This window comes from Streptomyces sp. ICN903, from assembly GCF_022015835.1.
Lineage (GTDB): Bacteria > Actinomycetota > Actinomycetes > Streptomycetales > Streptomycetaceae > Streptomyces > Streptomyces fenghuangensis.
Window position 1 is genome coordinate 14,328 of sequence record NZ_JAKMAY010000015.1, and the last position, 23,858, is coordinate 38,185.

Sequence of the window (23,858 nt, forward strand, 5' to 3'; positions counted from 1 at the left end):
ACCCCCCGGTTGTAACAGGTGCCGCATGCGCCGCACCGCCCGCCTCCGCGCCCATCGGGCGGGAGGCGGGCGGTGCGGGGGCGGTACGCGGCGCCCGGGGCGCCGGAGGGCGCGGCGCGCGGCTCACTCGGCCGCGGTCGCGGCCTTCTCCGTCTCCACGGCCCCGGCCTCGGCCGGCTCGGAGTGCTCGGCGTGCCCGCCGTGTCCGTCGTGCCCCTCGTGGCCGGCCGGGACGACCTGGGCCGCGTTGTGCGTGGGGCTGATCCGGCCGTCGGCGATCTCCTCGGCCCAGTGGCAGGCCACCCTGTGCCCGCCCCCCAGGTCACGCAGCTCGGGACGGTCGGTCGCGCAGAGCGTGTCCTGCTTCCACGGGCAGCGGGTGTGGAAGCGGCAGCCCGCCGGCGGATTCGCCGGGGAGGGCAGGTCGCCGGTGAGCAGGATGCGCTCGCGGTTGTCCTCGACCTCCGGGTCGGGCACCGGCACGGCCGACATCAGCGCCCGGGTGTACGGGTGCCGGGGCTCGGCGTACAGCGTGTCGCTGGGCGCCTCCTCCACCAGCGAGCCCAGGTACATCACCCCGACGACGTCGGAGATGTGCCGCACCACGGCCAGGTCGTGGGCGATGACCACATAGGTCAGCCCCATCTCCTTCTGGAGTTCCTCCAGCAGGTTGATCACCTGTGCCTGGATGGAGACGTCCAGCGCGGAGACCGGCTCGTCGCAGATGATCACGTCCGGTTCCAGGACCAGCGCACGGGCGATGCCGATGCGCTGGCGCTGCCCGCCGGAGAACTCGTGCGGGTAGCGGGAGAGCGCGTTGGCCGGCAGCCCGACCCTCGCCAGGATCTTCCGGATCCTCTCGCGGCGCTCGGCCTGGTCCGCGCCGATGCCGTGGGCCTCCATGCCCTCGGAGAGGATCGACTCGATGTTCTGCCGGGGGTTGAGGCTGCCCAGCGGGTCCTGGAAGACCATCTGGAGCCGGCGGCGGAAGCGGCGCATCTCCTCGTCCGGCAGCTTCGCCAGATCGGTGCCGTCGAAGACGACCTCGCCGTCGGTGATGTCCACCAGCCGCAGGACCGCCCGACCCAGCGTGGTCTTGCCGCAGCCCGACTCGCCCACCAGGCCGTACGTCTGGCCGGGCTCGACGGAGAGCGACACGCCGTCCACGGCGTAGACGTGGCCGACCGTGCGGTCGAAGAGGATGCCCTTCTTCACCGGGAAGTGGACCTTCACACCGTTCAGTTGGAGCAGGCTCATGCTCCGGCCTCCTTCTCGGCCGTGCCGGCCGTGCCGACCGCCGCGTCCTTCTCCGCCGGTCCGGTCTTCTCCACCGGCTCGTCCCCCGCGGACCCGCCGTCGGCCCCGGCATCGGCGCCGGGCACCTCGTCCGGCTCGGGCAGCGCGGACTCGCGCAGGTCGGCGGCGCCCCCGGAGAGCACCGGGTTGACGCACCGCACCTGGTGTCCGGGCTTGCGGGGCTCGCCCAGCGCCGGGGTGCCCTGCAGGCACTCCAGCGTGTAGTGGTCGCACCGGGGGGCGAAGGCGCAGCCGTCCGCCCAGGCGATCGTGTCGTTGATGGACCCGCGCACCGGCCTCAGCGGCTCGCCGCGCGGCGCGTCGAGCCGGGGGATGGACCCCAGCAGCCCGTTGGCGTACGGGTGGGTCGGCGCCTCGAACAGCTCGCGCCGCTCGGCGGACTCCACCACCTTGCCCGCGTAGAGCACGTTGACCTGGTCGCACAGACCGGCGACCACACCCAGGTCGTGAGTGATCATCAGCAGGGCGGTGCCCTCTTCGTCGACCAGTTCCTTGAGCAGCTCCAGGATCTGGGCCTGGATCGTCACGTCCAGCGCGGTGGTCGGCTCGTCGGCGATCAGCAGCCGCGGCGCGCAGGCCACCGCCATGGCGATCAGAGCGCGCTGGCGCATGCCGCCGGAGAGCTGGTGCGGGTACTCCTTCAGGCGCCGGGCGGGGTCGGGGATGCCGACCCGGTCCAGCAGCGAGGCGGCCTCCTTGCGGGCGGCCTCGCCCTTCATTCCCCGGTGCCGGGCCAGGATCTCGGTGACCTGGACCCCGATGGGCACCACCGGGTTCAGCGAGGACAGCGGATCCTGGAAGATCATCGCCATCTGCGAGCCGCGCAGGTCGCGCATCCTCTTCGGGCTCAGGGTCAGCAGGTCGGTGCCGTCGAATTCGGCACGGCCGCCGGTCCTCACGCCCCTGGAGGGCAGCAGTCCCATCAGGGCCAGCGAGGTGACGGACTTGCCGCAGCCCGACTCGCCGACCAGGCCGACGACCTGGCCCTGGTCGACGTCGAAGGACACTCCCGACACGGCCTTCACGTCGCGGCGGCCGCGCTGGGTGAAGGTGACGGTCAGTTCGTCCACGGAAAGCAGGGCCATGTGATCAACTCCGCAGTTTCGGGTCGAGGGCTTCCCGCATCGCCTCGCCCAGCAGGGTGAAGCCGAGCGCGGTGACGATGATGCCCAGCGCGGGGTAGATCGCGAGCATCGGTGCGCTGTCGAAGTAGTCCTGCGCCTGGGCCAGCATGACCCCCCACTCCGGTTCGGCGGCGTCGGGGTTGCCCAGGCCGAGGTAGGACAGCGCCGCCGCCTCGATGATGGCGGTGGCCAGGCTCAGGGTGGCCTGGACGATCACCGGGCTCAGCGAGTTGGGCAGCACATGGCCGAGCGCGATGCGCCGCTTGCGCACTCCGAGCGCCTGGGCGGCCAGCACGTAGTCCGAGCCGCCCTGCGCCAGCATGGCACCGCGCAGCAGCCGGGCGAAGATGGGGATCTGCACCACGCCCACCGCGATCATCACGGTGGTCAGGGACTGGCCCAGGACCGCCGCGACGGACACGGCCAGCAGCAGCGAGGGCAGCGCCAGCATGATGTCGATGACGCGCATCACGGCGGTGTCGATCCGGCGGCCGGTCCTGCCGCCCAGCACCAGGGCGGCGCCCGAGGCGCCGCCGATCAGCGCGCCGACGGTGAAGCCCAGCAGCGTGGCGACGATGCCGACCAGCAGGGTCTGGCGGGCTCCCACCAGTATCCGGGAGAACTCGTCGCGGGCCAGGTGGTCCAGGCCGAGCCAGTTCTCGGCGCGGGGGCCGACGAAGACGTTCTGGTTGGTGAGGACCTCACCGCGCCACAGCTGCGCGGTGGGGCTGTACGGGGCGACCCACGGGCCCAGGATCGCGACCACCACGAACACACCGATGATGCACGCGCCGATCACGGCCATCTTGCTGGCCTTGAGCCTGCGCCAGGCCTCGACCCACAGACTGGCGCCCGTGGAGGTCTCGGTGGAGGCGGTGAGCTCGGCGAGCCGGTCGATCTTGTCGGTCTTGGTGCTCATCAGTGCACCCGCACTCTCGGGTCGATAAGGCTGTAGGCGAGGTCAACCAGCAGGTTGATGACGACGTACGCAGCCGCGATGAACATGATGAAACCCACCAGGACCGGGTAGTCGCGCTCGTCGATGGCGGTCTTGATGAACGAGCCGATGCCGCCGAAGGCGAAGACCGACTCGGTGAGCACCGCGCCCGACAGCAGGCCGCCGGTGAGCAGGCCGACGGCGGTGACGATCGGCAGCAGCGCGTTGCGCAGCACGTGGCGGCCGCGCACCACCTGGCGGCTCAGGCCCTTGGACTCGGCGGTGCGCACGTAGTCCTCGCCGAGCACCTCCAGCACGCTGGCCCGGGTCATACGGGTGATGATGGCCAGCGGGATCGAGGAGAGCGCCAGAGCGGGGAGCACCAGGTGCCTCACCGCGTCCCAGGCCGCGTCGAACTCGCCGGTGAGGATGCCGTCCAGGACGTAGAAGCCGGTGACCTCGGTGGCGTCGATGCCGGTGGTCTGGCGTCCGTAGCTGGGGAACCAGCCGAGCTTGACGGCGAAGAGCGCCTTGAGCAGGAAGGCCAGGAAGAACACCGGGATGCAGATGCCCACCAGGGAGCCGGAGACCGCGGTGACGTCCAGCCAGCTGCCGCGCCGGCGGGCGGCGAAGTAGCCCAGCGGCACACCGACGGCGATGGCGATGATCATGGCCGAGATGCCGAGCTCAACCGTGGCGGGGAACGCCCGGGTGAACTCGTCCCACACCGGCTGGCCGGTCTGGGTGGAGACTCCCAGGTCCAGTTCGGACAGCCGCTTGAGGAAGCGGCCGTACTGGACCCACACGGGCTGGTCGAGCCCGAGGGCCGCCTCGATGCGGGCCCTGTCCGCCTCGGTCGCACGCTCGCCGAGCATGGCCGCAGCGGGTCCGCCGGGCAGCCGGTTCAGCCAGATGAACAGCAGAACGGACAGGCCCAGCAGGGTGGGTATCAGTTGGAGCAGTCTTCGTACGACGAGACGCAACACCCCGCGATGCCCCTTTCTTGGTCCTCATGGGCAGGTCCGCCCGGCCACTTCGGATGCCGTGGCCGGGCGGACCTGCGCGCGGTCATGCGTTTACTTGAAGGAGACCTCTGCGAAGTTCTCCTGCGTCAGCGGGGAGACCTTCGGGGGGTTGACGTCCTTGGCGAACGCGATGGAGGGCGGGGAGGAGGAGACCGGGACGCCCGGGATGTACTCCATGATGGCCTCGTTGGCCTTCTTGTACAGCTCCACCCGCTTGGCGACGTCCGGCTCGGCGCTGGACTTCTTCACCGCGTCGAAGACCTTGTCGTCGCGGAAGCCCCACTGCTTGTCGTAGCCGGCGAACCAGGTGCCGATGAAGTTGTAGGCGTCGTTGAAGTCACCGGTCCAGCCCAGCAGGTGCAGGTCGCAGGTGCCGGCCTCGGTGGCGTCGATGTAGTCCGGGGCCCACTTCATGGGCTTGGGCTGGACCTTGACACCGGCCTTCTCCAGGTCGGCCTTCATCAGCTCGAACATGTCGGCCGGGGCGGGCATGTACGGGCGGGTGACCTCGGTCGGGTAGCAGAAGGTGACCTCGAGGTTCTCCTCGCCGGCCTTCTTCAGCAGGTCCTCGGCCTTCTTCGTGCTGAACTCGTAGGTGGGGACCTTGTCGGAGTAGCCGTCGACGGTGTCCGGCATGAACTGGGTGGCCACCACGCCGCCCTCGGGCAGCTGCGTCTTGACGATGTTCTCGCGGTCGATGGCGTGGGTGATCGCCTGACGGACGTCCTTCTTCTCCAGGGCCTTGTTCGCCTCCTGCGACATGCCCATGTAGAAGATGTTGAACACGCCGCGGACCGGGACCTGGAAGCCCTCCTTCTCCAGGGTCTTCACATCCGAGGGCGCGACCAGGTCGTAGCCGTGGATGTTGCCGGCCTGCAGCGCCTGGCGGCGTGCGGACTCCTCGGCGATGGTGCGGAAGACCAGCTTCTCGACGCCGGCCTTCTCACCCCAGTAGTCGTCGAACCGCTCGAGGGTGATCTCCTTGTTGCCCTTGTCCCACTCGGTGATCCGGAAGGGACCGGTGCCCGCGACGGTGCCGGCCTCCTGGCTGTACTTGGGGTAGGAGATGGTGTCGCCCTCGCCGCTCAGCTCCTGCTTCTTGTAGGCGTCGATGGCCTTCGGGGAGTGGATGGCCAGCGCCTGGAGCGAGAAGCCGCCGGGCAGGTTGGCGGTGGACTCGTGCACGCTGATGACGGCGGTGTGCTCGTCCTTCGCCTCGCAGCCCTTGTAGTTGGCCTCGGGCGTGTCCTTGTGCTCGTTCTTCGCGAAGCCGCCGAAGATCTTCTGCCAGTAGTAGGAGACCGCGCTCTCCTGGTACGTACCGGTCCAGTTGAACCAGTGGTCGTAGTTCTTGCACACCGCCTCGGCGGTGAGCTTCTCGCCGTCGTGGAACTTCACGCCCTTGCGGAGGTTGAAGGTCCACTCGGTGCCGGCCTCGTTGGCGTCCCACGACTCGGCGAGGCCACCGACCAGCTCGGTGCCGCCCGGCTCGTGCTCGATCAGCGCCTCGAAGGCCTGGCGGGTGACCCGGAACGTCTCACCGTCACTGGCCAGCGCCGGGTCCAGAGAGCCCGGGTCTCCGGCGGCGCCGAAGACGAAGGTGTCGCCACCCTTGCCTTCGTCCTTCTCGCCTCGTTCACTGGCACATCCAGTGGCGATCACACCAACCGCGAGGGTCGCCGCGATCGTCTGGACGACCCTGGAACCGGTTATTCGCATGTTCCACCTCAGGGGTCGGTGACGGTTTGACTGCTGGTCGCCCGAACAGTACTGCGCCCAACCATCGGTGTGAACTGTCCGCATGTCGGTGATATAGACCTGAGACCCTGGCACCCGAAACAGCGACAGTGCAGGTCAAAGCATTGATACCGGACGAAACCACCGGTCGCCGACGAGGTGGGGACGGCGCCGGAGGGGCCGTGTCAGTAGGGGCGGGGGTAGCCGTAACCGTGCCCGGGGGCCGCCGCCGGGGCGGCGGCATGGGCGTCGCGGTTGAAGAACGGACGGGAGTTGGCCCGCAGCCACATGGCGACCGGGTCGTACTCGTCCGACATCGACACCGTGGACACCGCCAGTCCGTCCGGGACCGCGGCCACCGACTGCCGCATCATCGAGTGCACCGACTCCACCGCCTCCGGCGCGGAGTCGTACAGGTCGAGCCCGATCACCAGCCGCGGCGCGCCCAGGGCGGGCTGCACCCAGGCCCGGCGCAGAGTGCGCACGGCGGGCGTGCGGTGGGCGTTGTGCACCAGCTGGGCGTAGAAGTGCGGTACGTCCACGGTCGGTTCGCCGATGCGCAGGGGCCCGGCCGGCAGCCTCTCCAGCCCGCCCGCGATCCGGCGCAGGTCCAGCCAGGGGATGCCCACGCCGCCGCCGGGCGCGTGCGGGTTGAGCCACAGCCCCCAGCGGTCGGGGAAGAGGGCGGCGGCGATGTCGCGCCCGCCGACCACCTCGTGGGCCCTGGTCCAGCCGGAGGCCGTCAGCTCGTGCTCGGAGGTCACACAGGGCGCGTAGCCGTGCCCGGCGACCTCCATGTTCCCGTACTGGGCGTCGGGGGAGCCGGCCCGGCCGTGCCAGAGCAGCATCCACACCCGGCCGGAGGCGAGGGCACCCAACAGCGCTTCATAGGTGTCGTACCGCCCGGGCGCCACCTGCCGCAGCAGCTGCTCAACGCTTCCACCCGCGCTCACGTGGGCCGCCCCTTCTCGCGTCGTCCTCGCTCACCGGGCCGCGCGCGCGTCCCGTCCCGACATCCAACCAGCTTACGGTCCGCACCCGACAGGGTCCGGACCACTCGGCCGTTTCCGGGCAGGGGCGAGCGGGTCGGACACCCGGGCGCGGCCGCCCGGGCCGCGCGGGACCCGGGCGGCCCGGGGGGTCAGTACGGCCGGCCCTGGCGGTCGTAGAAGGGCCGCACGCACTGGCGCATCCAGTCCACGACCGGGTCCTGGGCCGCGTCCAGCAGCACCATCTGCACCGGCCACCGCACCGGCTCCCGGCCCAGCGCGCGGCCGAGCGCGTCGTGCGCCGCCGCACGGGCCTGCGGATCCAGCAGGTCCAGCTCCACTCCGACGAAGAGCGCGGGCGGGTCGCCCTCGACGCTCGCCAGGCCGCGGCGCGCGGTGCGTACCTGCGGCAGCACCGCGAACTCCCCGGCCGCGGCGGCCAGGAAGTCCACCGGCTCCTCCTGCCAGTCGGGCTCGAAGAGCCGGACCCGGGCGCCGCTCGCCATCCCCGGGATCCCCTCGGACCCGCCCTCGCGGCACAGTTCGGCCACGGCCTCCGGGGGCAGGGGGACACCGACGGTGCCGTCCGGGTTGACCGCGATGCCCACCTGCGGCGGCAGGCCGCGGGCGAACTCCCGCGCGGGCGCGACGGCGAAGGGCAGATGCGAGCCGGCGCACTGCCGGAACTGCTGCTCGGAGCTGAAGACGGGCACATAGGGCGCCCCGTCGAGCTGGATCGTGGGCAGGTCGAGGTTGGGGCTGGCCGGTGAGCCGCCCTCGGGCAGCGGCACCCACAGACTGCTGCGGCCGAGCACCTCCAGCAGCCGGGCGCCCGCTCCCGGGGCGCCGAGGGAGGCGGCGAGGGTCTCCTCCAGCTCGTTGCCGGGCCAGCCGCCGCCGTGCCCCGGTCCGTACTGCTGCGGGATGGTCATGGGAAAACCCTATCGGCACCGGGCGGGTGCGCCCCCGCCGCCGGCAGCGCCCGCTCTCACGGGGGCGCGGGGCGCGCGGGCATCGGACCCGGGCGCCGGGCGCCGGGCGTCAGTCGAACACCACCCCGCGCAGCGCCCCCGCCGCTCCCCGGTCCAGCAGCACCGACGCGACACAGCCCCTGGGCAGCCGCCCGGCCTCCGCGTCCGCCACCAGCCGGCGCACCGCCCGCCGGTGCCGGGCGAAGGCGTACGCCGACACTCCGCGCCCCCGCTCCGCCTGCCCGGCCAGCGCCACCTCGGGCGGCACGTCCAGCAGCAGCAGGTGGACGGCCCGCCCGCGCCGCCGCGCGTCCCGGGCCAGCCAGCGGCGCACCCAGCCCTGGGCCCCGCAGTCGTGCACCACCACACCGGCGCCCGAGGCCAGGGCCCGCCACAGCGCGAGGTAGTGCGCGATCCTCACCAGCGGGCGGTAGACCGCGTACGGCAGCCGGGCGGGCATCCGCCGCTCCCAGCGCTCCCGCATGTCCTGGGAGTCGATCCGCACCACCGCGTCGCCCTCGGCGACCACGCGGCGGATCAGGGTGGACTTGCCGCTGCCCGGCAGCCCCGAGACGACCACCCGGTCACCCGCGGGGAAGCGCAGGATCCGCACCGCCGCGGTGCCGCGCAGATCGCGTCCGCCGGCTCCTCCCGCTCCCCGCGGTACCGCCGCGGACGCCGCTGCCGGTACCGCCGCGGGCACCGCCTTCTTCGGCGTCGCCCTGCGCCGGGGCGGCGCTCCGCCCTGTGCCGTACAAGCACTCTCCAGGCTGCTCACCGGATACGCCCTCCCCGCTTTCGCGCCGCGTGCTCGCGGCGTCACCCTGAGCGTGTCAAGAAGGACGACGGCGGACAAGACGGCAGCTCACCAGGTGTGTCACGGTGCCGTACCCGTCACGTCACCCCTCTCGTCCCGGACGCGGCGGCACGGCTTCGCGCCCGCCCGGGGGCGGTGCGCGCCGGGCGTGCGATGATGAGCGGGTCAACTGCATACCGGCCGATCGAGTCCGCACGGGAGAGTTCCCGGAAAACGCTGGTCACGACGGTTTCCGGGGCGCCGAAGGAGCAAGTCCTCCCTTGAATCTCTCAGGCCCCGATACCGTGTGGACGAGGCAGATCTGAAAAGCGGGCGGCCCCCGAGCGGAGCCGTCCCACCCAAGGTGCAAGCCGTGGCCCGCCCGTGCGGACTCGTGGCGAACCTCTCAGGTTCCGATGACAGATGGGGAGGACGTGTCCTTCCCGCCGTCCTCGTACGACATCGCCACCTCGCCTGGGAGCTTGCCGACCATGAGTGATTCCCCCCGCCGTACCGCCCTCGACGCCGTGCACCGCGCCCTGGGCGCGACCATGACGGACTTCGCGGGCTGGGACATGCCGCTGCGCTACGGCAGCGAGCGCGACGAGCACAACGCCGTGCGCACCCGCGCCGGCCTGTTCGACCTGAGCCACATGGGCGAGATCGCCGTCACCGGCCCGCAGGCCGGCGAGCTGCTGGACCGCGCCCTGGTCGGCCACCTGTCCGCCGTCGCCGTGGGCCGGGCGCGCTACACCATGATCTGCGACGAGTCCGGCGGCATCCTCGACGACCTGATCGTCTACCGGCTGGGCGACGAGGAGTACCTGGTCGTCGCCAACGCCTCCAACGCCCAGGTGGTGCTGGACGCCCTCACCGAGCGGCTCGGCGCCTCCGGTCTCACCGGCGCCGCCGTGCGCGACGACCGCGACGCCTACGCCCTCCTGGCCGTCCAGGGTCCCCGGGCGGCCGCCGTCCTGTCGAAGGTCACCGACGCCGACCTCGACGGCCTGAAGTACTACGCCGGGCTGCCCGGCACGGTGGCGGGCGTGGAGACGCTGATCGCCCGCACCGGCTACACCGGCGAGGACGGCTTCGAGCTGTTCGTCGCCCCCGGCGACGCCGAGGCGCTGTGGCGGGCGCTGACCGGGGCCGGCGCGGACGAGGGCCTGGTGCCGTGCGGGCTGTCCTGCCGCGACACGCTGCGGCTGGAGGCGGGCATGCCGCTGTACGGGCACGAGCTGACCCGCTCCACCACCCCCTTCGACGCCGGGCTCGGCCGCGTGGTGAAGTTCGACAAGCCCGGCGACTTCACCGGCCGCACCGCCCTGGAGGCCGCCGCCGCGCGGGCCGCCGAGAACCCGCCGCGCAAGCTGGTCGGCCTGGTCGCCGCCGGCCGCCGGGTGCCGCGCGCCGGGTACGCGGTGGTCGGCGCGGACGGCTCGGTGATCGGCGAGGTCACCTCCGGGGCCCCCTCCCCCACGCTGGGCAGGCCGATCGCCATGGCGTACGTGGACGCCGCCCACGCCGCCCCGGGCACCGGGGGTGTGGCGGTGGACATCCGCGGTACGCATGAGCCCTACGAGGTCGTCGCGCTGCCGTTCTACCGGCGCGAGCGCTGACGGCCCCGGCCGCTCCGTACCACCGGCCGTACCGCCCGTACCGCCCACCAGCCGCACCGCCCGACCGACCGCTTGCCGCACCACCGGCCCGGGACACCGTCCCACCTGGCAAGACCCGTTTCTCACACCACACCCCTGATCAGGAGAATCACGCCATGAGCAACCCCCAGCAGCTGCGCTACAGCAAGGAGCACGAGTGGCTGTCGGCCGCCGAGGACGGCGTCTCGACGATCGGCATCACCGAGCACGCGGCGAACGCGCTCGGCGACGTCGTCTTCGTGCAGCTCCCTGAGGTCGGCGACACGGTCACCGCGGGCGAGACCTGCGGTGAACTGGAGTCGACCAAGTCGGTCAGCGACCTGTACGCGCCGGTCACCGGTGAGGTCACCGAGGTCAACCAGGACGTGGTGGACGATCCGGCGCTGGTGAACTCCGCCCCCTACGAGGGCGGTTGGCTGTTCAAGGTCCGGGTGACGGACGAGCCGGCGGATCTGCTGTCCGCCGACGAGTACGCCGCCTTCACCGGCGAGTGAGCGGCGGCCCGCCCGCCCCTTCCGCGCCCGGATCCGCCGTCCGCCGCCAGTACACCACGATCGGAAAGACCCGGATGTCGCTTCTGAACAGTTCCCTGCACGAGGTCGATCCCGACGTCGCCGCAGCCGTCGACGCCGAGCTGCGCCGCCAGCAGAGCACCCTGGAGATGATCGCCTCGGAGAACTTCGCTCCGGTCGCAGCCCTCCAGGCCCAGGGCTCGGTCCTCACCAACAAGTACGCCGAGGGCTACCCCGGCCGCCGCTACTACGGCGGCTGCGAGCACGTCGACGTGATCGAGGACATCGCCCGCGAGCGGGTGAAGGCCCTCTTCGGCGCCGAGGCCGCCAACGTCCAGCCGCACTCGGGCGCCTCGGCCAACGCCGCGGCGATGTTCGCCCTGCTGCAGCCGGGCGACACCATCCTGGGTCTGGACCTGGCGCACGGCGGCCACCTGACCCACGGCATGAAGATCAACTTCTCCGGCAAGCTGTACGACGTGGTCGCCTACCACGTCGACGCCGAGACCGGCCTGGTCGACATGGAGGAGGTCGAGCGGCTGGCGCGGGAGCGCCGCCCGAAGCTGATCATCGCCGGCTGGTCGGCGTACCCCAGGCAGCTCGACTTCGCCGCCTTCCGCCGCATCGCCGACGAGGTCGGCGCGCTGCTGATGGTGGACATGGCGCACTTCGCCGGCCTGGTGGCCGCTGGTCTCCACCCCAACCCGGTGCCGTACGCGGACGTGGTCACCACCACGACCCACAAGACGCTGGGCGGTCCGCGCGGCGGGGTGATCCTGTCGAAGCAGGAGCACGCCAAGAAGATCAACTCCGCGGTCTTCCCCGGCCAGCAGGGCGGCCCGCTGGAGCACGTCATCGCGGCGAAGGCCGTCTCCTTCAAGATCGCGGCGACGGAGGAGTTCAAGGACCGCCAGCGCCGTACCCTGGAGGGCGCGAAGCTGCTGGCCGAGCGGCTTGCGCGGCCGGACGCGGCCGAGGCGGGCGTCGCCGTGCTGTCGGGCGGCACCGACGTCCACCTGGTCCTGGTCGACCTGCGCGACAGCGAACTGGACGGCCGCCAGGCCGAGGACCGCCTGCACTCCATCGGCATCACCGTCAACCGCAACGCCATCCCGAACGACCCGCGTCCGCCGATGGTCACCTCCGGCCTGCGCATCGGCACCCCGGCGCTGGCCACGCGCGGCTTCACCGCCGACGACTTCCGCGAGGTCGCGGACGTCATCGCCGAGGCGCTGAAGCCCTCGTTCGACGAGGCGAAGGCCAAGGAGCTGGCCGGCCGCGTGTCCGCGCTGGCCGACAAGCACCCGCTGTACCCGGGCCTGTAGGCCCCGGCGCGGCACCCGGGTGCGCCGCCCCCGCCGGCGGCGCACCCGGTCCGCCACCGGTCCGTCCGGCTCATCCGGCCCACCGACACCGTGTCCCCCGCCCCGCACACCCGCAGGGCCCCACGCCCGCCGCACCCGGCGGGCCGCGAACCACGAGCAGACAAGGGAGTCCGCCACCGTGGCCATCTCCGTCTTCGACCTCTTCTCCATCGGCATCGGCCCCTCCAGCTCCCACACCGTCGGCCCCATGCGGGCGGCCGGGATGTTCGCACGCCGGCTGCGGAAGGAAGGCGTGCTGGCCCGCACCGCCTCGCTGCGGGCCGAACTGTTCGGCTCCCTGGGCGCCACCGGCCACGGCCACGGCACCCCCAAGGCCGTGCTGCTGGGCCTGGCGGGCCACTCGCCGCGCACCGTCGACGTCGAGGCCGCGGAGGCGGAGGTCGAGCGGGTGCGGCAGTCGGGCCGGCTGGGCCTGCTCACCGCCGGCGGGGAGGACGGCTCCGAGAGCGGCTCCGGGGACCGCGGGGTCCATGAGGCCCACGACGGCCACGAGATCGCCTTCGACGTCGACCGCGACCTGGTGCTGCACCGCCGCCGCTCGCTGCCGTACCACGCCAACGGCATGACCCTGGCCGCGTACGACGCCGACGGCGCGCCGCTGCTGGAGAAGACCTACTACTCGGTGGGCGGCGGCTTCGTGGTGGACGAGGAGGCGGCCGGAGCCGGCCGCATCAAACTCGACGACACGGTGCTGAAGTACCCCTTCCGCACCGGCGACGAGCTGCTGCGCACCACCCGCGAGACGGGCCTGTCCGTCTCGGCGCTGATGCTGGAGAACGAGCGGGCCTGGCGCAGCGAGGAGGAGATCCGCGCGGGTCTGCTGGAGATCTGGCGGGTGATGCGCGAGTGCGTGGCCCGCGGCCTGTCGCGGGAGGGCATCCTGCCCGGCGGCCTGAAGGTCCGCCGGCGCGCGGCCGCCTCGGCACGGCGGCTGCGCGCCGAGGGGGACGCCGCGGCGCGTGCCATGGAGTGGCTGACGCTCTACGCGATGGCGGTCAACGAGGAGAACGCCGCCGGCGGACGTGTCGTCACCGCCCCCACCAACGGCGCGGCGGGCATCATCCCGGCCGTGCTGCACTACGCGATGGAGTTCGTGCCCGGGGCCGACGACGACACCGTCGTGCGCTTCCTGCTGACCGCGGGCGCCATCGGCCTGCTGTTCAAGGAGAACGCCTCCATCTCCGGCGCCGAGGTCGGCTGCCAGGGAGAGGTGGGCTCGGCCTGCTCCATGGCCGCCGGCGGTCTCGCCGAGGTCCTGGGCGGCTCGCCCGAGCAGGTCGAGAACGCCGCCGAGATCGGCATCGAACACAACCTGGGCCTGACCTGCGACCCCGTGGGCGGCCTGGTCCAGATCCCCTGCATCGAGCGCAACGGCATGGCCGCGGTCAAGGCGGTCACCGCGGCCCGGATGTCCCTGCGCGGCGACGGCCGCCACCACGTCTCCCTGGACAAGGCCATCAAGACGATGAAGGAGACGGGCGCGGACATGAAGGTCAAGTACAAGGAGACCGCCCGCGGCGGGCTGGCCGTCAACGTCATCGAGTGCTGAGGGGGCCGCCCTGACCTGCGGTTCCTGTCCTTTCCTTTCGGAACTGTCGGGCCCTTTCTCGTCCACACGGCGGAAAGTCCCTGAGAAGTCCCTGGGAAGGGGCCGGGCGGAGCACCCGCACAGCGTTTGATCGGCCCCGGAGTCCCCGGAGGCAGTCGTACGGCTGCCTCCGGGGACTGGCTGTCTCGGAAAAGCGCAGCGCAGCAGGCCAACCACTCGGCCGGCCCGCCTCATGAAGTTTCCGCCTCACCCTCTTTCTTCATGCCCACCACAGCACCGCCTCTCTGTCACCACGTACGGGTGACAGAGAGAAACCTAGGTCAAGGAACGGCAAAGCTGTTCTAACTCCGCAGGTCAGGAAGTGTCCTCTCCGCGCGAGCGGAGGTGTCCCCATGCCGGACGCGGCGGGAGCGGCCCGGTGAAGCGGCGCCCGCGGACGAGCGGCGGCGTGCTCGCCGGGATCGGCTGGTCTCGCTGGAGTGTGGTCCTGTGCAAGCCCGGCCGCGCCCGCCGCGGCCTGGTGGACGAGGTGCTGGAGCGGATCGACGCGGTGGCGCCGGTCTCGGGACGGCAGGACGTCGTCGTGGCCGACTGGCAGGTGTTCGTCCACTACTGGGACCTGCTGGTGGACCGCGACCGGTATGACGCGAACACTCCGGCCGTCCTGCGGGAGATGTACGCCGGGAAACGGGTGACCGTCGCCCTCGCCCACGGCCCGGCCGGGACCGACACCCCGGCGTCGGTGCGGTCCCTGCTCGGCTACTTCGGCCCCTCCCAGGCCGCCCCGGACTCCGTCCGCGGCGCCCTTTGGGGCGACTTCTGCACTCTGCGTGCCATGGCGGCGAGGAGGCAGGCCAGCAGGCAGCGGGTGGCCGGGTGGTCCACCGCCCGGCGCAGGTCGGCGGCCGTCGGGGGGATCCTCACTCCGTCTCTCCCTCCTGCCCGGGGCCGGGCGTCGCGGTGAGGTGGTCGCGGAGCTGGTCGTCGGTGGGCTCGACGAGGACGGTGCCGTCGGGCAGGACGAGGGTGGGGACGCGGCGGGTCCCGCGCTGCAGGCGGTAGACGGCCTTGGCGGCCTTCTTGTCGGTGTCGATGTCGTGGTAGCGGTAGGGAGCACCGGCGCCGTCGAGCCGGGCCAGGACCTCTTTCACCTGCGGGCACCAGGCGGTGCCGTAGACCTCGATCTGCTGCATCAGGGGCCTCCGTGGCAGGGGCGCCGCCGGGCACGGGGCTTTCCGTGTCCGGCGGCGCCGGCGGTGGGTTCGGACAGGGACGGGGTGTCAGCGGGCTTCCGCCGTCCGGGGCTTCTCCCGGTCGGCCCCGGTGGGCTCGGCGGCCGCGCCGGGCGCGGGCGCGGGGCGCAGGGTGAGCCAGGCGATGACGGCTCCGGCCGCGGCGATGGCGGCGGCCCCCAGGAAGGCCGCGGAGAAGCCGTCCGTGAGGGCGGCCGGGTCGCCCAGCTCCTGTGCGCCTCGCGAGGCGGCCACCGCGGTCATGGCCGCCAGACCGAGGGCGGAACCAACCTGGTAGCTGGTGTTGACGATGCCGGAGGCCAGGCCGCCCTCCTCCGGGCGGGCGCTGGAGACGGCGGTGCCCAGCGAGGGGATGAACGCCAGCGACATACCGCCCGCCGCCACCAGCGAGGCGGGCAGCACATCCGCCCAGAAGGTGCCGTCGGGGCGGACCAGGGACAGCCAGAACATGCCGGCCGCGAGCACCAGCATCCCCGCGACGACCAGCGGGTTGGGCCCGAAGCGGGCGATCAGCCGGGGCGCCAGCACGATCATCATGACCATGATCGCGACCGTCATCGGCAGCAGTGCCGACCCCGCGGCGAACTCTCCCAGTCCCAGCACCTGCTGGAGGTAGAGGTTGAGGAAGAACCACATGGGGATCCAGGCGGCGGCCAGCAGCAGTTGGGCGATGTTGGCGGCGGCCAGGTTGGGGGCGCGCCAGATCCGAAGCGGCATCAGCGGCTCCCTGCGGCGTGCCTGGAGGGCGACGAAGGCGGCCAGCAGCAGGGCGCCGGCGGCCAGCACCAGCCAGGTCTGCGCCGCGCCCCAGCCGGTCTCGGGAGCACGGACGATGGCGTAGACGGCGACGGCCAGTCCCGCGGTGACGGCGGTCGCGCCCAGGAGGTCGACGGAGCCGCGGCGGGGCGGGGCGGAGGGCATCAGCGCGGGTGTGAGGGCCAGGACCAGCACGGCGATGGGGATGTTGACGTAGAACACCCACGGCCAGCTGGCGTACTCGGTCAGGACGCCGCCGAGGAAGACGCCGGCGGTGCCGCCCGCCGGGGCCGCGGCCCCGTACAGGGCGAACGCCTTGGTGAGCTCCTTGGGGTTGGCACCGAAGAGCATCATCAGCAGGGTCAGCGCGGCCGGGGCGATCAGAGCGGCGCCGGCGCCCTGCACGGCGCGGCCGGCCAGTTCGACCCACACCTCGCCGGCCAGGCCGGCGATCAGCGAGCCGGCGGCCAGTACGGCCCATCCGGCGCTGAAGACGCGCTTGGCTCCGAGCAGGTCCGACAGCCGGCCGCCGAGCAGCAGCAGCCCGCCGAAGGCGATGACGTAGGCGTTGAAGACCCAGGAGAGGTTCTCCTGGGAGAAGCCCAGATCGGTCTGCATCTGCGGCAGGGCCACCCCGATGATCGAGGTGTCCATGATCACCATGAACTGGGCCAGCGCGATCAGCCCGAGCGCCTTCCAGCGCCGGGGATTGGGTGAGGGCGGGGCAGAGGACATCACATACTCCTATACCGGAGGGGGGTATGTATCCGAGCATCGAAAAGGTACCCCCTAGGGGTATGTGTTGGCCAGTCCGGTCGCGGAAAAATCCCTCCCGGACGGTGCGAACGGATGAAGAAGCGCCCCCGGGCGCGCCCGGGGGCGGCAGGACGGCGGGCCGCCGCCGGACACGGGCGCCGGGCGCCCGCCGTGGAGGGAGACCGCCCGTCCCCCGCGCCGCAAAGCCCCCTTCGGGGCCGCCTCACCGTACGAGGGTGTCTGAGAGGACGCCGAGCACCCATCCCGCGCCCGCGCCGAGCACCAGAGTGGCCGAGGCGGCGGCCACCGCCGTGCCCGCCGCCCAGCGCTCGGGCTCGGCGGTGGCCGCGACCCCCTCCTGCCGCTCCCCGTCCCCTCCGGACGGCCCGGCGTCCCGCGGGGACGGGCCGGGCCCGCGAATGGACAGGGCCGGCGCGATCCAGCGCAGGTAGTAGAAGAGACTGGCGACGGTGTTGACGGCGGCGACGGCGGCCAGCCAGGCCATGCCCCCGTCCCAGGTGGCGGAGAAGACCGTCAGCTTGCCCATGAACACCGCCGTGGGCGGGGTGCCCACCAGGCCCAGGAGGCAGACCGTGAGCGCGGCTGCGAGCAGGGGCCGGCGCCGTCCCAGACCGCGGTACGCCTCCAGGGTGCGCGAGTCGGGCAGTGCGGCGGTGACGGCGAACGCGCCGAGGTTGGTGACGGCGTAGGCCGCGAGGTAGAGCAGCAGGGAGCGCAGGGCCTCGGCACGTCCGGCGACGGCGACCGCCATCAGCAGGTAGCCGGCCTGGCTGATGGTGGAGTAGCCCAGCAGCCGCAGCGGATCCCTCTGGGCGAAGGCCGCCAGGTTGCCCAGCGTCATGGTCGCCACCGCTACGACGGCCAGCAGCACCCGCCACCGCAGGTCCTGTTCGGGAAGGACGGTGAGCACCCGGTACAGGGCGACCAGCGCGCCGATCTTGGGAATCGTGGTGAGGAACGCGGCGGCCGGCACCGTCGCCCCCGACGCGGCGTCGGGCACCCAGAAGTGGGCGGGGACGGCACCGGCCTTGAACAGCGGACCGGCCAGCAGCGCCACCGTCCCGACCGCCAGAGCGGCTCTGGGCGCACCGGGGAGCCCGTCGGCCAGGGCCGCGTAGTCGGTGGCGCCACCCAGCCCGTACAGGACGGCGGTGCCCAGCAGCATGGTGATGCCCAGCAGCACACCGAGCAGGTAGAGCTTCAGCGCGGCCTCGGCGCCGCGCGCGTCGCGCCCCCAGCCGGCCAGCGCGTACAGGGGGATGGAGGCCAGCAGATAGGCGACGGCCAGCAGCAGCAGGTCGGACGCGCCCGCCAGGAGCACGGCGCCGAGCGAGCCGAGCAGCACCAGGACGCAGAACTCGGTCTCGCGCCGGTCGCCGCGCACCCGCCCCGAGGCCAGTGCCAGAACGGTCAGGGCCGCGGCGGGGACGATGACGCGGACCGCGTCGGTGGCGCCGTCCAGGGCGTAGGTGCCGGCGTAGACGGTGCGGTCGTCCCCGGGCGCGAGGACCACCGCGGCGATGAGGGAGGCCGCGAGTGCGGCGGCTGCCCCGGTGCGGGCGGCCCACTGGCGCCGGCGCGGCAGGAAGGAGCCGGCCAGCAGCGTGACGACGGCGCCGAACAGCAGCAGGATCTCCGGGAGGAGGGCCAGCGGTTCCTTGTGCATGTCAGTCACCGCCACCTCCCTGGAGTCCTCCGCCCGGAGATCCCGCCCGCTCCACGCCGCTCACCGGGAGACCAGCTCCACGGCCGTACGGGCGGCGGGTTCGACCGTGTCCAGCAGCCACCGGGGCAGAACGCCGATGAGCAGGGACAGCGCCAGCAGCGGTGCCACGGACAACAGTTCGGCCGGGCGCAGGTCGGCGCCGACCGGTTTCGGTTCGCGCCGGGCACCGAGGAGGAGCCGGTGCAGCGCCCACAGGAACAACCCCGCGGTGACCAGGATGCCCAGCAGGGCCAGCGCGGTGGCCACCGGTACCGCCCCCAGACTCCCGGCGAAGATCTGGAACTCGGCGACGAAACCGCTGAAGCCGGGCAGGCCCAGGCTCGCGAAGGCGGCCACGGCCGTCAGCGCGGCGAACCGCGGCATGGGTCCGGCCAGTCCGCCCCAGGTGTCCATCTCATAGGTGCCGCCGCGTTCCATCAGCACCCCGGCCAGCAGGAACAGGGCCCCGGTGATCAGTCCGTGACTGACCATCTGGACCACCGCCCCGGTCACGGCCGTGGAGCGGGCGGCCCCGTCGGTGCCGGCGGCCGTCCCGGCCGCGCCCAGGGCCAGCAGGACGTAGCCCATGTGGTTGACGCTGGTGTAGGCGACCATCCGTTTGAAGTCGCTCTGCGCCAGGGCGACCAGGGCGCCGTAGAGGACGGAGACGACGCCGACGGCGACGACGACCGTCGCGTAGGTGCGCCAGTCCTCCGGCAGGATCGGCATGGCGATGCGCACGAAGCCGTAGGTGCCCATCTTCAGCAGGACCGCCGCCAGGACGGCCGATCCGGCGGCGGGGGCGTCGGTGTGGGCCGGGGGCAGCCAGGTGTGGAAGGGGAAGGTGGGGGTCTTGACGGCCAGTCCGACGGCGATGGCCAGCAGCACCAGCGCTCCCGCCGCGCCGCCGCCCTCCAGCGGCGGGTCGGCGGTCAGTTCGGTGATGTCGAAGGTGTGCGGATCCGAGGCCGCGTACAGCCCGATGAAGCCCAGCAGCAGCGCGAGGGAGCCGACGAAGGTGTAGAGGAAGAACTTCAGCGCCGAGCGGGCGGCCTGCTCCCCGTGTCCCCAGCCGGCGATGACGAGGTACATGCCGACGATCGACAGGTCGAAGAAGAGGAAGAACAGGATCAGGTCCAGGGCGGCGAACAGGCCCAGACAGGTGGTCTCGAGCGCCAGGAAGAGGGCGGTGAAGCGGCGGATGCCGCGTTGTGCGCGGCGGTCCCGCAGCGAGTACACCGCGCAGGCGAGGAAGACGGTGGCGGTCAGGGCGAGCAGCGGCAGGGAGAGTCCGTCGACGCCGATGTGGTAGCCCGCGCCCGCGCCGGGGATCCACGGCCGGTCGGTCTCGTGGCCGATGCCCGGACCGTCGTAGGTGGCCCACAGCACGGCCACCAGGCCCAGTTCCACTGCCGAGACCGCCACCCACAGCCACCGCACGGCCGCCTCGGGCAGGCCGCGCCGGGCCGGCAGGACCAGGCCGGCGGCCAGCAGCGGCAGGAAGACGGTCAGCGAGAGCATGCTCACCTCAGCAGCAGGAGCAGGACGGTGGCCGCGGTCAGCAGGACCAGGGCCTGGACGTAGTACTGGTGGAGCTGTCCGGTCTGCGGGCGGCGCGCCAGCTCGCCCAGGTACCGGGCGCCGTCGGCGACGCCCCGGACGGCCCGGTCCACTCCCGAGCGGTCGGCGGCCGACGCCCACGAGGCCAGGCGCCGCACCCCTGCGGCGGTCCCCGTGACGGCGCGGTCCAGCACGGTGTCGTCGAACCGGGCCAGGGCGCGGGCGGTGGCCAGCGCGGGACGTACGGCGAGGGTGTGCGCGGTCGTCTCCAAGTGCAACCAGGCGCGGGCCCAGGCGGGCTCCGGCAGCCGGGGCGCGAGGGCGGCGGCGGTCGCTGTCGCGGCCAGAGCGAGGATGGCGGTGGCGGCCAGGGTGGCCGCGCCGGCCGAGGGCTCACCGGGCGCCCCGACCGCCCGCTTCAGCTCTCCGGCCAGTGGCGGCAGGGCCAGGGCGCCGAGCACGGCGGCTCCGGCGGCGAGGAGGGTCAGGGGTGCGGTCCGGAGCGGTTCGGCGGTCTCCTCCCCCGGCTTCCGTACGGCCGTGCCGGGGGGTCCGGAGGCAAGCAGCAGGCCGAGCGCCTTGCCCGCGTAGAGGGCCGACAGGGCGGAGGCCGCCAGCACCACCCCGTACAGGGCCGGGGATTCCACCGCGGCCAGGATCTCGTCCTTGGTCGCCCACAGCGACAGCGGTGGCACCCCGGCCAGGGCGAGCGCGCCCACCGCGAACGGCAGGCCGGTCGTCCGGTCCCGGCGGGCGGCCCCGCGCAGGGCGCCCAGGTCCTCGGTGCCAAGAGCCGCCAGCCACACCCCGGCGGCCAGGAAGAGCAGCGACTTGACGGCCGCGTGGGCGACGAGGTGGGCGGTGCCGCCCGCGACGCTCCCGGCTCCGGCGGCCAGCACGACGAAGCCGAGCTGGGCGGCGGTGGACGCGGCCAGGAGCTGTTTGAGGTCCCGCTGGGCCAGGGCGACCGCGCCCAGGGCGAGTGCGGTGAGCGCACCGCCCCAGGCGGCGGCGCCGGACGCCCAGCCGGCGGACTCCAGCAGCGGGCGCAGCCGCAGCAGCAGATAGCCGCCCATGGCCACCATGGCGGCCGAGTGGAGCAGGGCGCTGACCGGGCTCGGGCCGAGCATCGCCCTGGACAGCCAGAAGGAGAAAGGCAGTTGGGCGGCCTTGCCGAAGGCGGCCAGCAGCACCCCGGCGGCGGCCAGGTGCAGCCACGGGCCGTCCAGGCCGGCCAGGGCGTCCAGGGCGAGCCGGTCGCCGGCGCCGGTCCCCGCGACCGGGGCGGCCAGGGCGGCACCGGCCGCCAGGTACAGCCCGAGATCGCCCGCGCGGGTGGTGAGGAAGGCGGTCGTCCCGGCCGAAACGGGGGCGTCCTCGCGCCAGCGGAAGGCGATCAGGGCGTAGGAGGCGGCGCCCATCACCTCCCAGGCCAGCAGCAGGACGGTCAGGGTGGTGGCGGTGGCGGTGACCAGGACGGCGGCGGTGAACAGCAGCATCAGTCCGAAGAAGCGGGGCCGCTCGGCCCGGATGCCGCCCGTGGCGAAGACCAGCACGAGCAGACCGACCGCCGCCACCGTCACCACCACCGCGGCCGACAGCCCGTCCACCGCCAGCTCCAGCGGCCCGCCCGCCACGAAGCCGGCCCGCGCGGTGGGCCGCACGAGGGCGGCGGCGACCGCCAGGACGAGGGTGGCCGCCGCGGCGGCCACCGCGACGGCGGGCGCGGCCCGCCCCGTGCCGCCGGGCCGGTCGTACGTCCCGGCGGTGCGGCGTCCGCCGCCGGACAGGGCGAGGACGGCCCCGGTCACGGCGGGCAGCAGCACCAGGGACCACAGCAGCGGCGTACCCGGCCCGCTCACCGTTTCAGCTCCGCGGCCATGTCGGTCATGTCGGCGTCCCTCGTACGGAACAGCAGTGTCACCACGGCGAAGCCCATGGCCATGTCCACCGTCATGGCCGCGATGACCACCAGCACCAGGACCTGTCCGTCCGGGGCCGCCGGGGCGAGGAAGTACCAGAAGGCGGCCGCCGCCACGATGACGCCGTTGACCATCAGTTCCAGGCCCATCATCACCATCACCACGGACTGCTGGCTCAGCGCCCCGTACATCCCGACGGCGAACAGGGCCGAGGCCAGCAGCAGGAACAGTTCCAGCGTCATGCGGCGTCCTCCCGCGGTGAGGAGGAGGCGTGCGTGCCATGGCCGCCGCCGTGTCCGCCGTGACGGTCGTGGCCGGCATGGGTGTCGTGGCCGCCGTGGCTGCCGTGTCCGCCGTGCGGGCCGCGGCCTTCGCGGTGCCCGTCCTCCGCGCCCTCGTCGCCGCCGTACCGGCCGCGGGAGACGGCCAGGACGAGGGCCGCCACGATGGTGGTGAACAGCACCGCGCCGACGCCGGTCATCACCAGCATCTTCGAGCCCATGATCGCCTCTCCCGCCGCACGGGTCGGATCGGCGGGCGGGGCGCCGCGCCGCTCCGGCCACGGGACGAGCAGCGCGACAGCGCCCAGCGCCAGGAAGACCCCGCCGGAGACGGCCGACGCCCCGCGCTTGTTGTGCAGCATCGACATCGGCACGAGGCCGGCCGGGTTCATCATGAACATGATCATGAAGACGGCCATGATCGCCATCTCCATCACCATCATCAGGATCGTCACCACACCGAGATAGGCCAGGTCCAGCAGCAGGAGCGAGGCGCCGACCGCGACGAACGACAGGGCCAGGGCGTAGGTGGCCCGGGCCATGGAGTCCACCGTGAACACCGCGGCCCCCGAGGCGACGGCCACCACGGCCAGCACACAGAACAGCGCGGTCTGCACCTCACCTCACCCCTTCGCCACCATGACGGCGGACACCGCCAGGACCTGCAGCAGCACCGCCGGAAGCGCCACCAGCCAGCCGATCCGGACGATCCGCTCGGGACTCAGCACCGGCAGCCGGCGCCGGAGCACCACCAGTACCGCGAGCACGGCCAGCGTCTTGACCAGCGACCACAGCCAGCCCGGCAGCCACGGACCCGCGCCGCCGCCCAGGAACAGCGCGACCGCCATTCCCGACCCGGCCGCCGGCAGCGCGTACCGCCCGGCCAGCAGCAGCAGTCGGTCCACCCCGGACGCCTCCGCCAGCACTCCCCCGGCCGCGTCGCGGCCCACCGGGGAGGAGAACGGCCCCCACATGCCGAAGGCGGCCACAGCGCCCAGGAACACCACGAACGCCACTGGCATCCACACCACGAACCACAGCCCCCGCTGGGCTTGGACCACCTCGCCCACGTTCAGGCTCCGCGCCGCCACCGCGGGCGCGGTCAGCGCGAACATCAGCGGCAGTTCGTAGCCGAGCGCCTGGGCGACGAACCGGTAGCCGCCGACCAGCGGGTACACGCTGTTCGGCCCCCAGCCCGCCAGCCACACGACCGCCCAGAGGGTGACGTCCACCGCGTTGAACCAGACGATGCCCACCGGCAGGTCGGCCACCACCGTCCCGCCCACGGGCACCACCGCCGCCATCAGCAGGGCCGCCACCAGCGGCCCGGCCGTGCCGATCCGCCACAGCAGCCGGTCCGGCGCCACCGTGGTCCGGCCGCGCTGCCGCATCAGCCGCGCCGCCTCGGCCAGCGGGCGCGACCACCTCCGGCCGTGCGCCGCCGCCGTTCCGCCACCGGCCGCCGGCGTGTCGAGAAGGGCGTCGAGCACGGCGGCGGCCAGTGCCATGGCCAGCAGGACGGCGGCCGCGGGCACCACCGCCCACACCGGCGCTCCGTTGACGGTCACCGCTCACCGCCCCCGCCACCGTGGCCGCCCTCACCG

The 23,858-nt window shown here is 73.0% G+C and carries 21 protein-coding genes and 1 riboswitch; of the genes, 5 read left to right on the forward strand and 16 right to left on the reverse strand.

Going from position 1 to position 23,858, the window contains the following annotated elements; translation table 11 throughout:
- Positions 1–123 precede the first annotated feature (123 nt).
- From L7D48_RS03070 to L7D48_RS03105, 8 genes are all read right to left on the reverse strand, one after another.
- On the reverse strand, positions 124–1,257 hold the full coding sequence (locus L7D48_RS03070; protein ID WP_237877119.1) for an ABC transporter ATP-binding protein: 1,134 nt from the start codon (positions 1,255–1,257) through the stop codon (positions 124–126).
- Positions 1,254–2,402, reverse strand: a complete 1,149-nt coding sequence (locus tag L7D48_RS03075; RefSeq protein ID WP_237877121.1) for an ABC transporter ATP-binding protein — start codon at positions 2,400–2,402, stop codon at positions 1,254–1,256. Before L7D48_RS03075 ends, L7D48_RS03070 begins: the two co-directional genes overlap by 4 nt.
- A gap of 4 nt (positions 2,403–2,406) precedes the next feature.
- Positions 2,407–3,360 carry an ABC transporter permease gene (locus L7D48_RS03080; RefSeq protein WP_237877122.1) on the reverse strand — a complete coding sequence of 318 codons (954 nt, stop codon included), beginning with the start codon at positions 3,358–3,360 and terminating at the stop codon, positions 2,407–2,409.
- Complete coding sequence (locus L7D48_RS03085) at positions 3,360–4,364, reverse strand: ABC transporter permease (RefSeq protein ID WP_237877124.1); 1,005 nt, start codon at positions 4,362–4,364, stop codon at positions 3,360–3,362. The genes L7D48_RS03080 and L7D48_RS03085 overlap by 1 nt, the downstream gene beginning before the upstream one ends.
- Positions 4,365–4,454: 90 nt before the next feature.
- Positions 4,455–6,122 carry an ABC transporter substrate-binding protein gene (locus tag L7D48_RS03090; RefSeq protein ID WP_237877126.1) on the reverse strand — a complete coding sequence of 556 codons (1,668 nt, stop codon included), beginning with the start codon at positions 6,120–6,122 and terminating at the stop codon, positions 4,455–4,457.
- Between the two features lie 203 nt (positions 6,123–6,325).
- The gene (locus L7D48_RS03095) at positions 6,326–7,093 is read right to left on the reverse strand and encodes an enhanced serine sensitivity protein SseB C-terminal domain-containing protein (protein ID WP_237877128.1); all 768 of its coding nucleotides are present in this window, start codon (positions 7,091–7,093) and stop codon (positions 6,326–6,328) included.
- A 188-nt stretch (positions 7,094–7,281) separates the two neighbouring features.
- The gene (locus L7D48_RS03100; RefSeq protein ID WP_237877130.1) at positions 7,282–8,061 is read right to left on the reverse strand and encodes an enhanced serine sensitivity protein SseB; all 780 of its coding nucleotides are present in this window, start codon (positions 8,059–8,061) and stop codon (positions 7,282–7,284) included.
- A 109-nt stretch (positions 8,062–8,170) separates the two neighbouring features.
- Positions 8,171–8,878 carry an AAA family ATPase gene (locus L7D48_RS03105; RefSeq protein WP_237877132.1) on the reverse strand — a complete coding sequence of 236 codons (708 nt, stop codon included), beginning with the start codon at positions 8,876–8,878 and terminating at the stop codon, positions 8,171–8,173.
- 224 nt (positions 8,879–9,102) lie between these two features.
- Positions 9,103–9,212, forward strand: a riboswitch (glycine riboswitch).
- A gap of 175 nt (positions 9,213–9,387) precedes the next feature.
- On the opposite strand from L7D48_RS03105, the gene gcvT reads away from it, so the two are divergent.
- From gcvT to L7D48_RS03130, 5 genes are all read left to right on the forward strand, one after another.
- Entirely contained in the window at positions 9,388–10,515 is a 1,128-nt protein-coding gene (gene gcvT / locus L7D48_RS03110; RefSeq protein ID WP_237877135.1) for a glycine cleavage system aminomethyltransferase GcvT, read from the forward strand.
- 155 nt (positions 10,516–10,670) lie between these two features.
- Positions 10,671–11,048 carry a glycine cleavage system protein GcvH gene (gene gcvH, locus L7D48_RS03115; protein WP_093847526.1) on the forward strand — a complete coding sequence of 126 codons (378 nt, stop codon included), beginning with the start codon at positions 10,671–10,673 and terminating at the stop codon, positions 11,046–11,048.
- Positions 11,049–11,122: 74 nt separating this feature from the next.
- A complete protein-coding gene (glyA, locus tag L7D48_RS03120) occupies positions 11,123–12,391 on the forward strand; it encodes a serine hydroxymethyltransferase (RefSeq protein ID WP_237877137.1) in 1,269 nt (422 codons plus the stop codon).
- Positions 12,392–12,569: 178 nt separating this feature from the next.
- Complete coding sequence (locus L7D48_RS03125; protein ID WP_237877139.1) at positions 12,570–14,000, forward strand: L-serine ammonia-lyase; 1,431 nt, start codon at positions 12,570–12,572, stop codon at positions 13,998–14,000.
- Between the two features lie 418 nt (positions 14,001–14,418).
- Complete coding sequence (locus tag L7D48_RS03130) at positions 14,419–14,964, forward strand: hypothetical protein (protein ID WP_237877140.1); 546 nt, start codon at positions 14,419–14,421, stop codon at positions 14,962–14,964.
- Here L7D48_RS03130 and L7D48_RS03135 read toward each other — a convergent pair.
- The 8 genes from L7D48_RS03135 to L7D48_RS03170 all read right to left on the reverse strand — a co-directional run bounded on the left by L7D48_RS03135 (position 14,921) and on the right by L7D48_RS03170 (position 23,822).
- On the reverse strand, positions 14,921–15,193 hold the full coding sequence (locus tag L7D48_RS03135; protein WP_237877142.1) for a glutaredoxin family protein: 273 nt from the start codon (positions 15,191–15,193) through the stop codon (positions 14,921–14,923). The two genes, L7D48_RS03130 and L7D48_RS03135, sit on opposite strands and share 44 nt — an antisense overlap.
- Positions 15,194–15,280: 87 nt before the next feature.
- Positions 15,281–16,744, reverse strand: coding sequence for an MFS transporter (locus L7D48_RS03140; RefSeq protein ID WP_237877143.1), 1,464 nt, complete (start codon positions 16,742–16,744; stop codon positions 15,281–15,283).
- A 244-nt stretch (positions 16,745–16,988) separates the two neighbouring features.
- The gene (locus L7D48_RS03145; RefSeq protein ID WP_237877159.1) at positions 16,989–18,452 is read right to left on the reverse strand and encodes an NADH-quinone oxidoreductase subunit N; all 1,464 of its coding nucleotides are present in this window, start codon (positions 18,450–18,452) and stop codon (positions 16,989–16,991) included.
- A gap of 60 nt (positions 18,453–18,512) precedes the next feature.
- Positions 18,513–20,012 (reverse strand): NuoM family protein, encoded by a 1,500-nt coding sequence (locus L7D48_RS03150; protein WP_237877145.1) that lies wholly within the window; start codon positions 20,010–20,012, stop codon positions 18,513–18,515.
- 2 nt (positions 20,013–20,014) lie between these two features.
- Positions 20,015–21,913, reverse strand: a complete 1,899-nt coding sequence (locus tag L7D48_RS03155) for a proton-conducting transporter membrane subunit (RefSeq protein WP_237877147.1) — start codon at positions 21,911–21,913, stop codon at positions 20,015–20,017.
- Positions 21,910–22,215, reverse strand: a complete 306-nt coding sequence (locus tag L7D48_RS03160) for an NADH-quinone oxidoreductase subunit K (RefSeq protein WP_237877149.1) — start codon at positions 22,213–22,215, stop codon at positions 21,910–21,912. The genes L7D48_RS03155 and L7D48_RS03160 overlap by 4 nt, the downstream gene beginning before the upstream one ends.
- A complete protein-coding gene (locus L7D48_RS03165) occupies positions 22,212–22,871 on the reverse strand; it encodes an NADH-quinone oxidoreductase subunit J (protein WP_237877151.1) in 660 nt (219 codons plus the stop codon). Before L7D48_RS03165 ends, L7D48_RS03160 begins: the two co-directional genes overlap by 4 nt.
- Before the next feature lie 6 nt (positions 22,872–22,877).
- A complete protein-coding gene (locus L7D48_RS03170) occupies positions 22,878–23,822 on the reverse strand; it encodes a complex I subunit 1 family protein (protein WP_237877153.1) in 945 nt (314 codons plus the stop codon).
- Positions 23,823–23,858 lie beyond the last annotated feature (36 nt).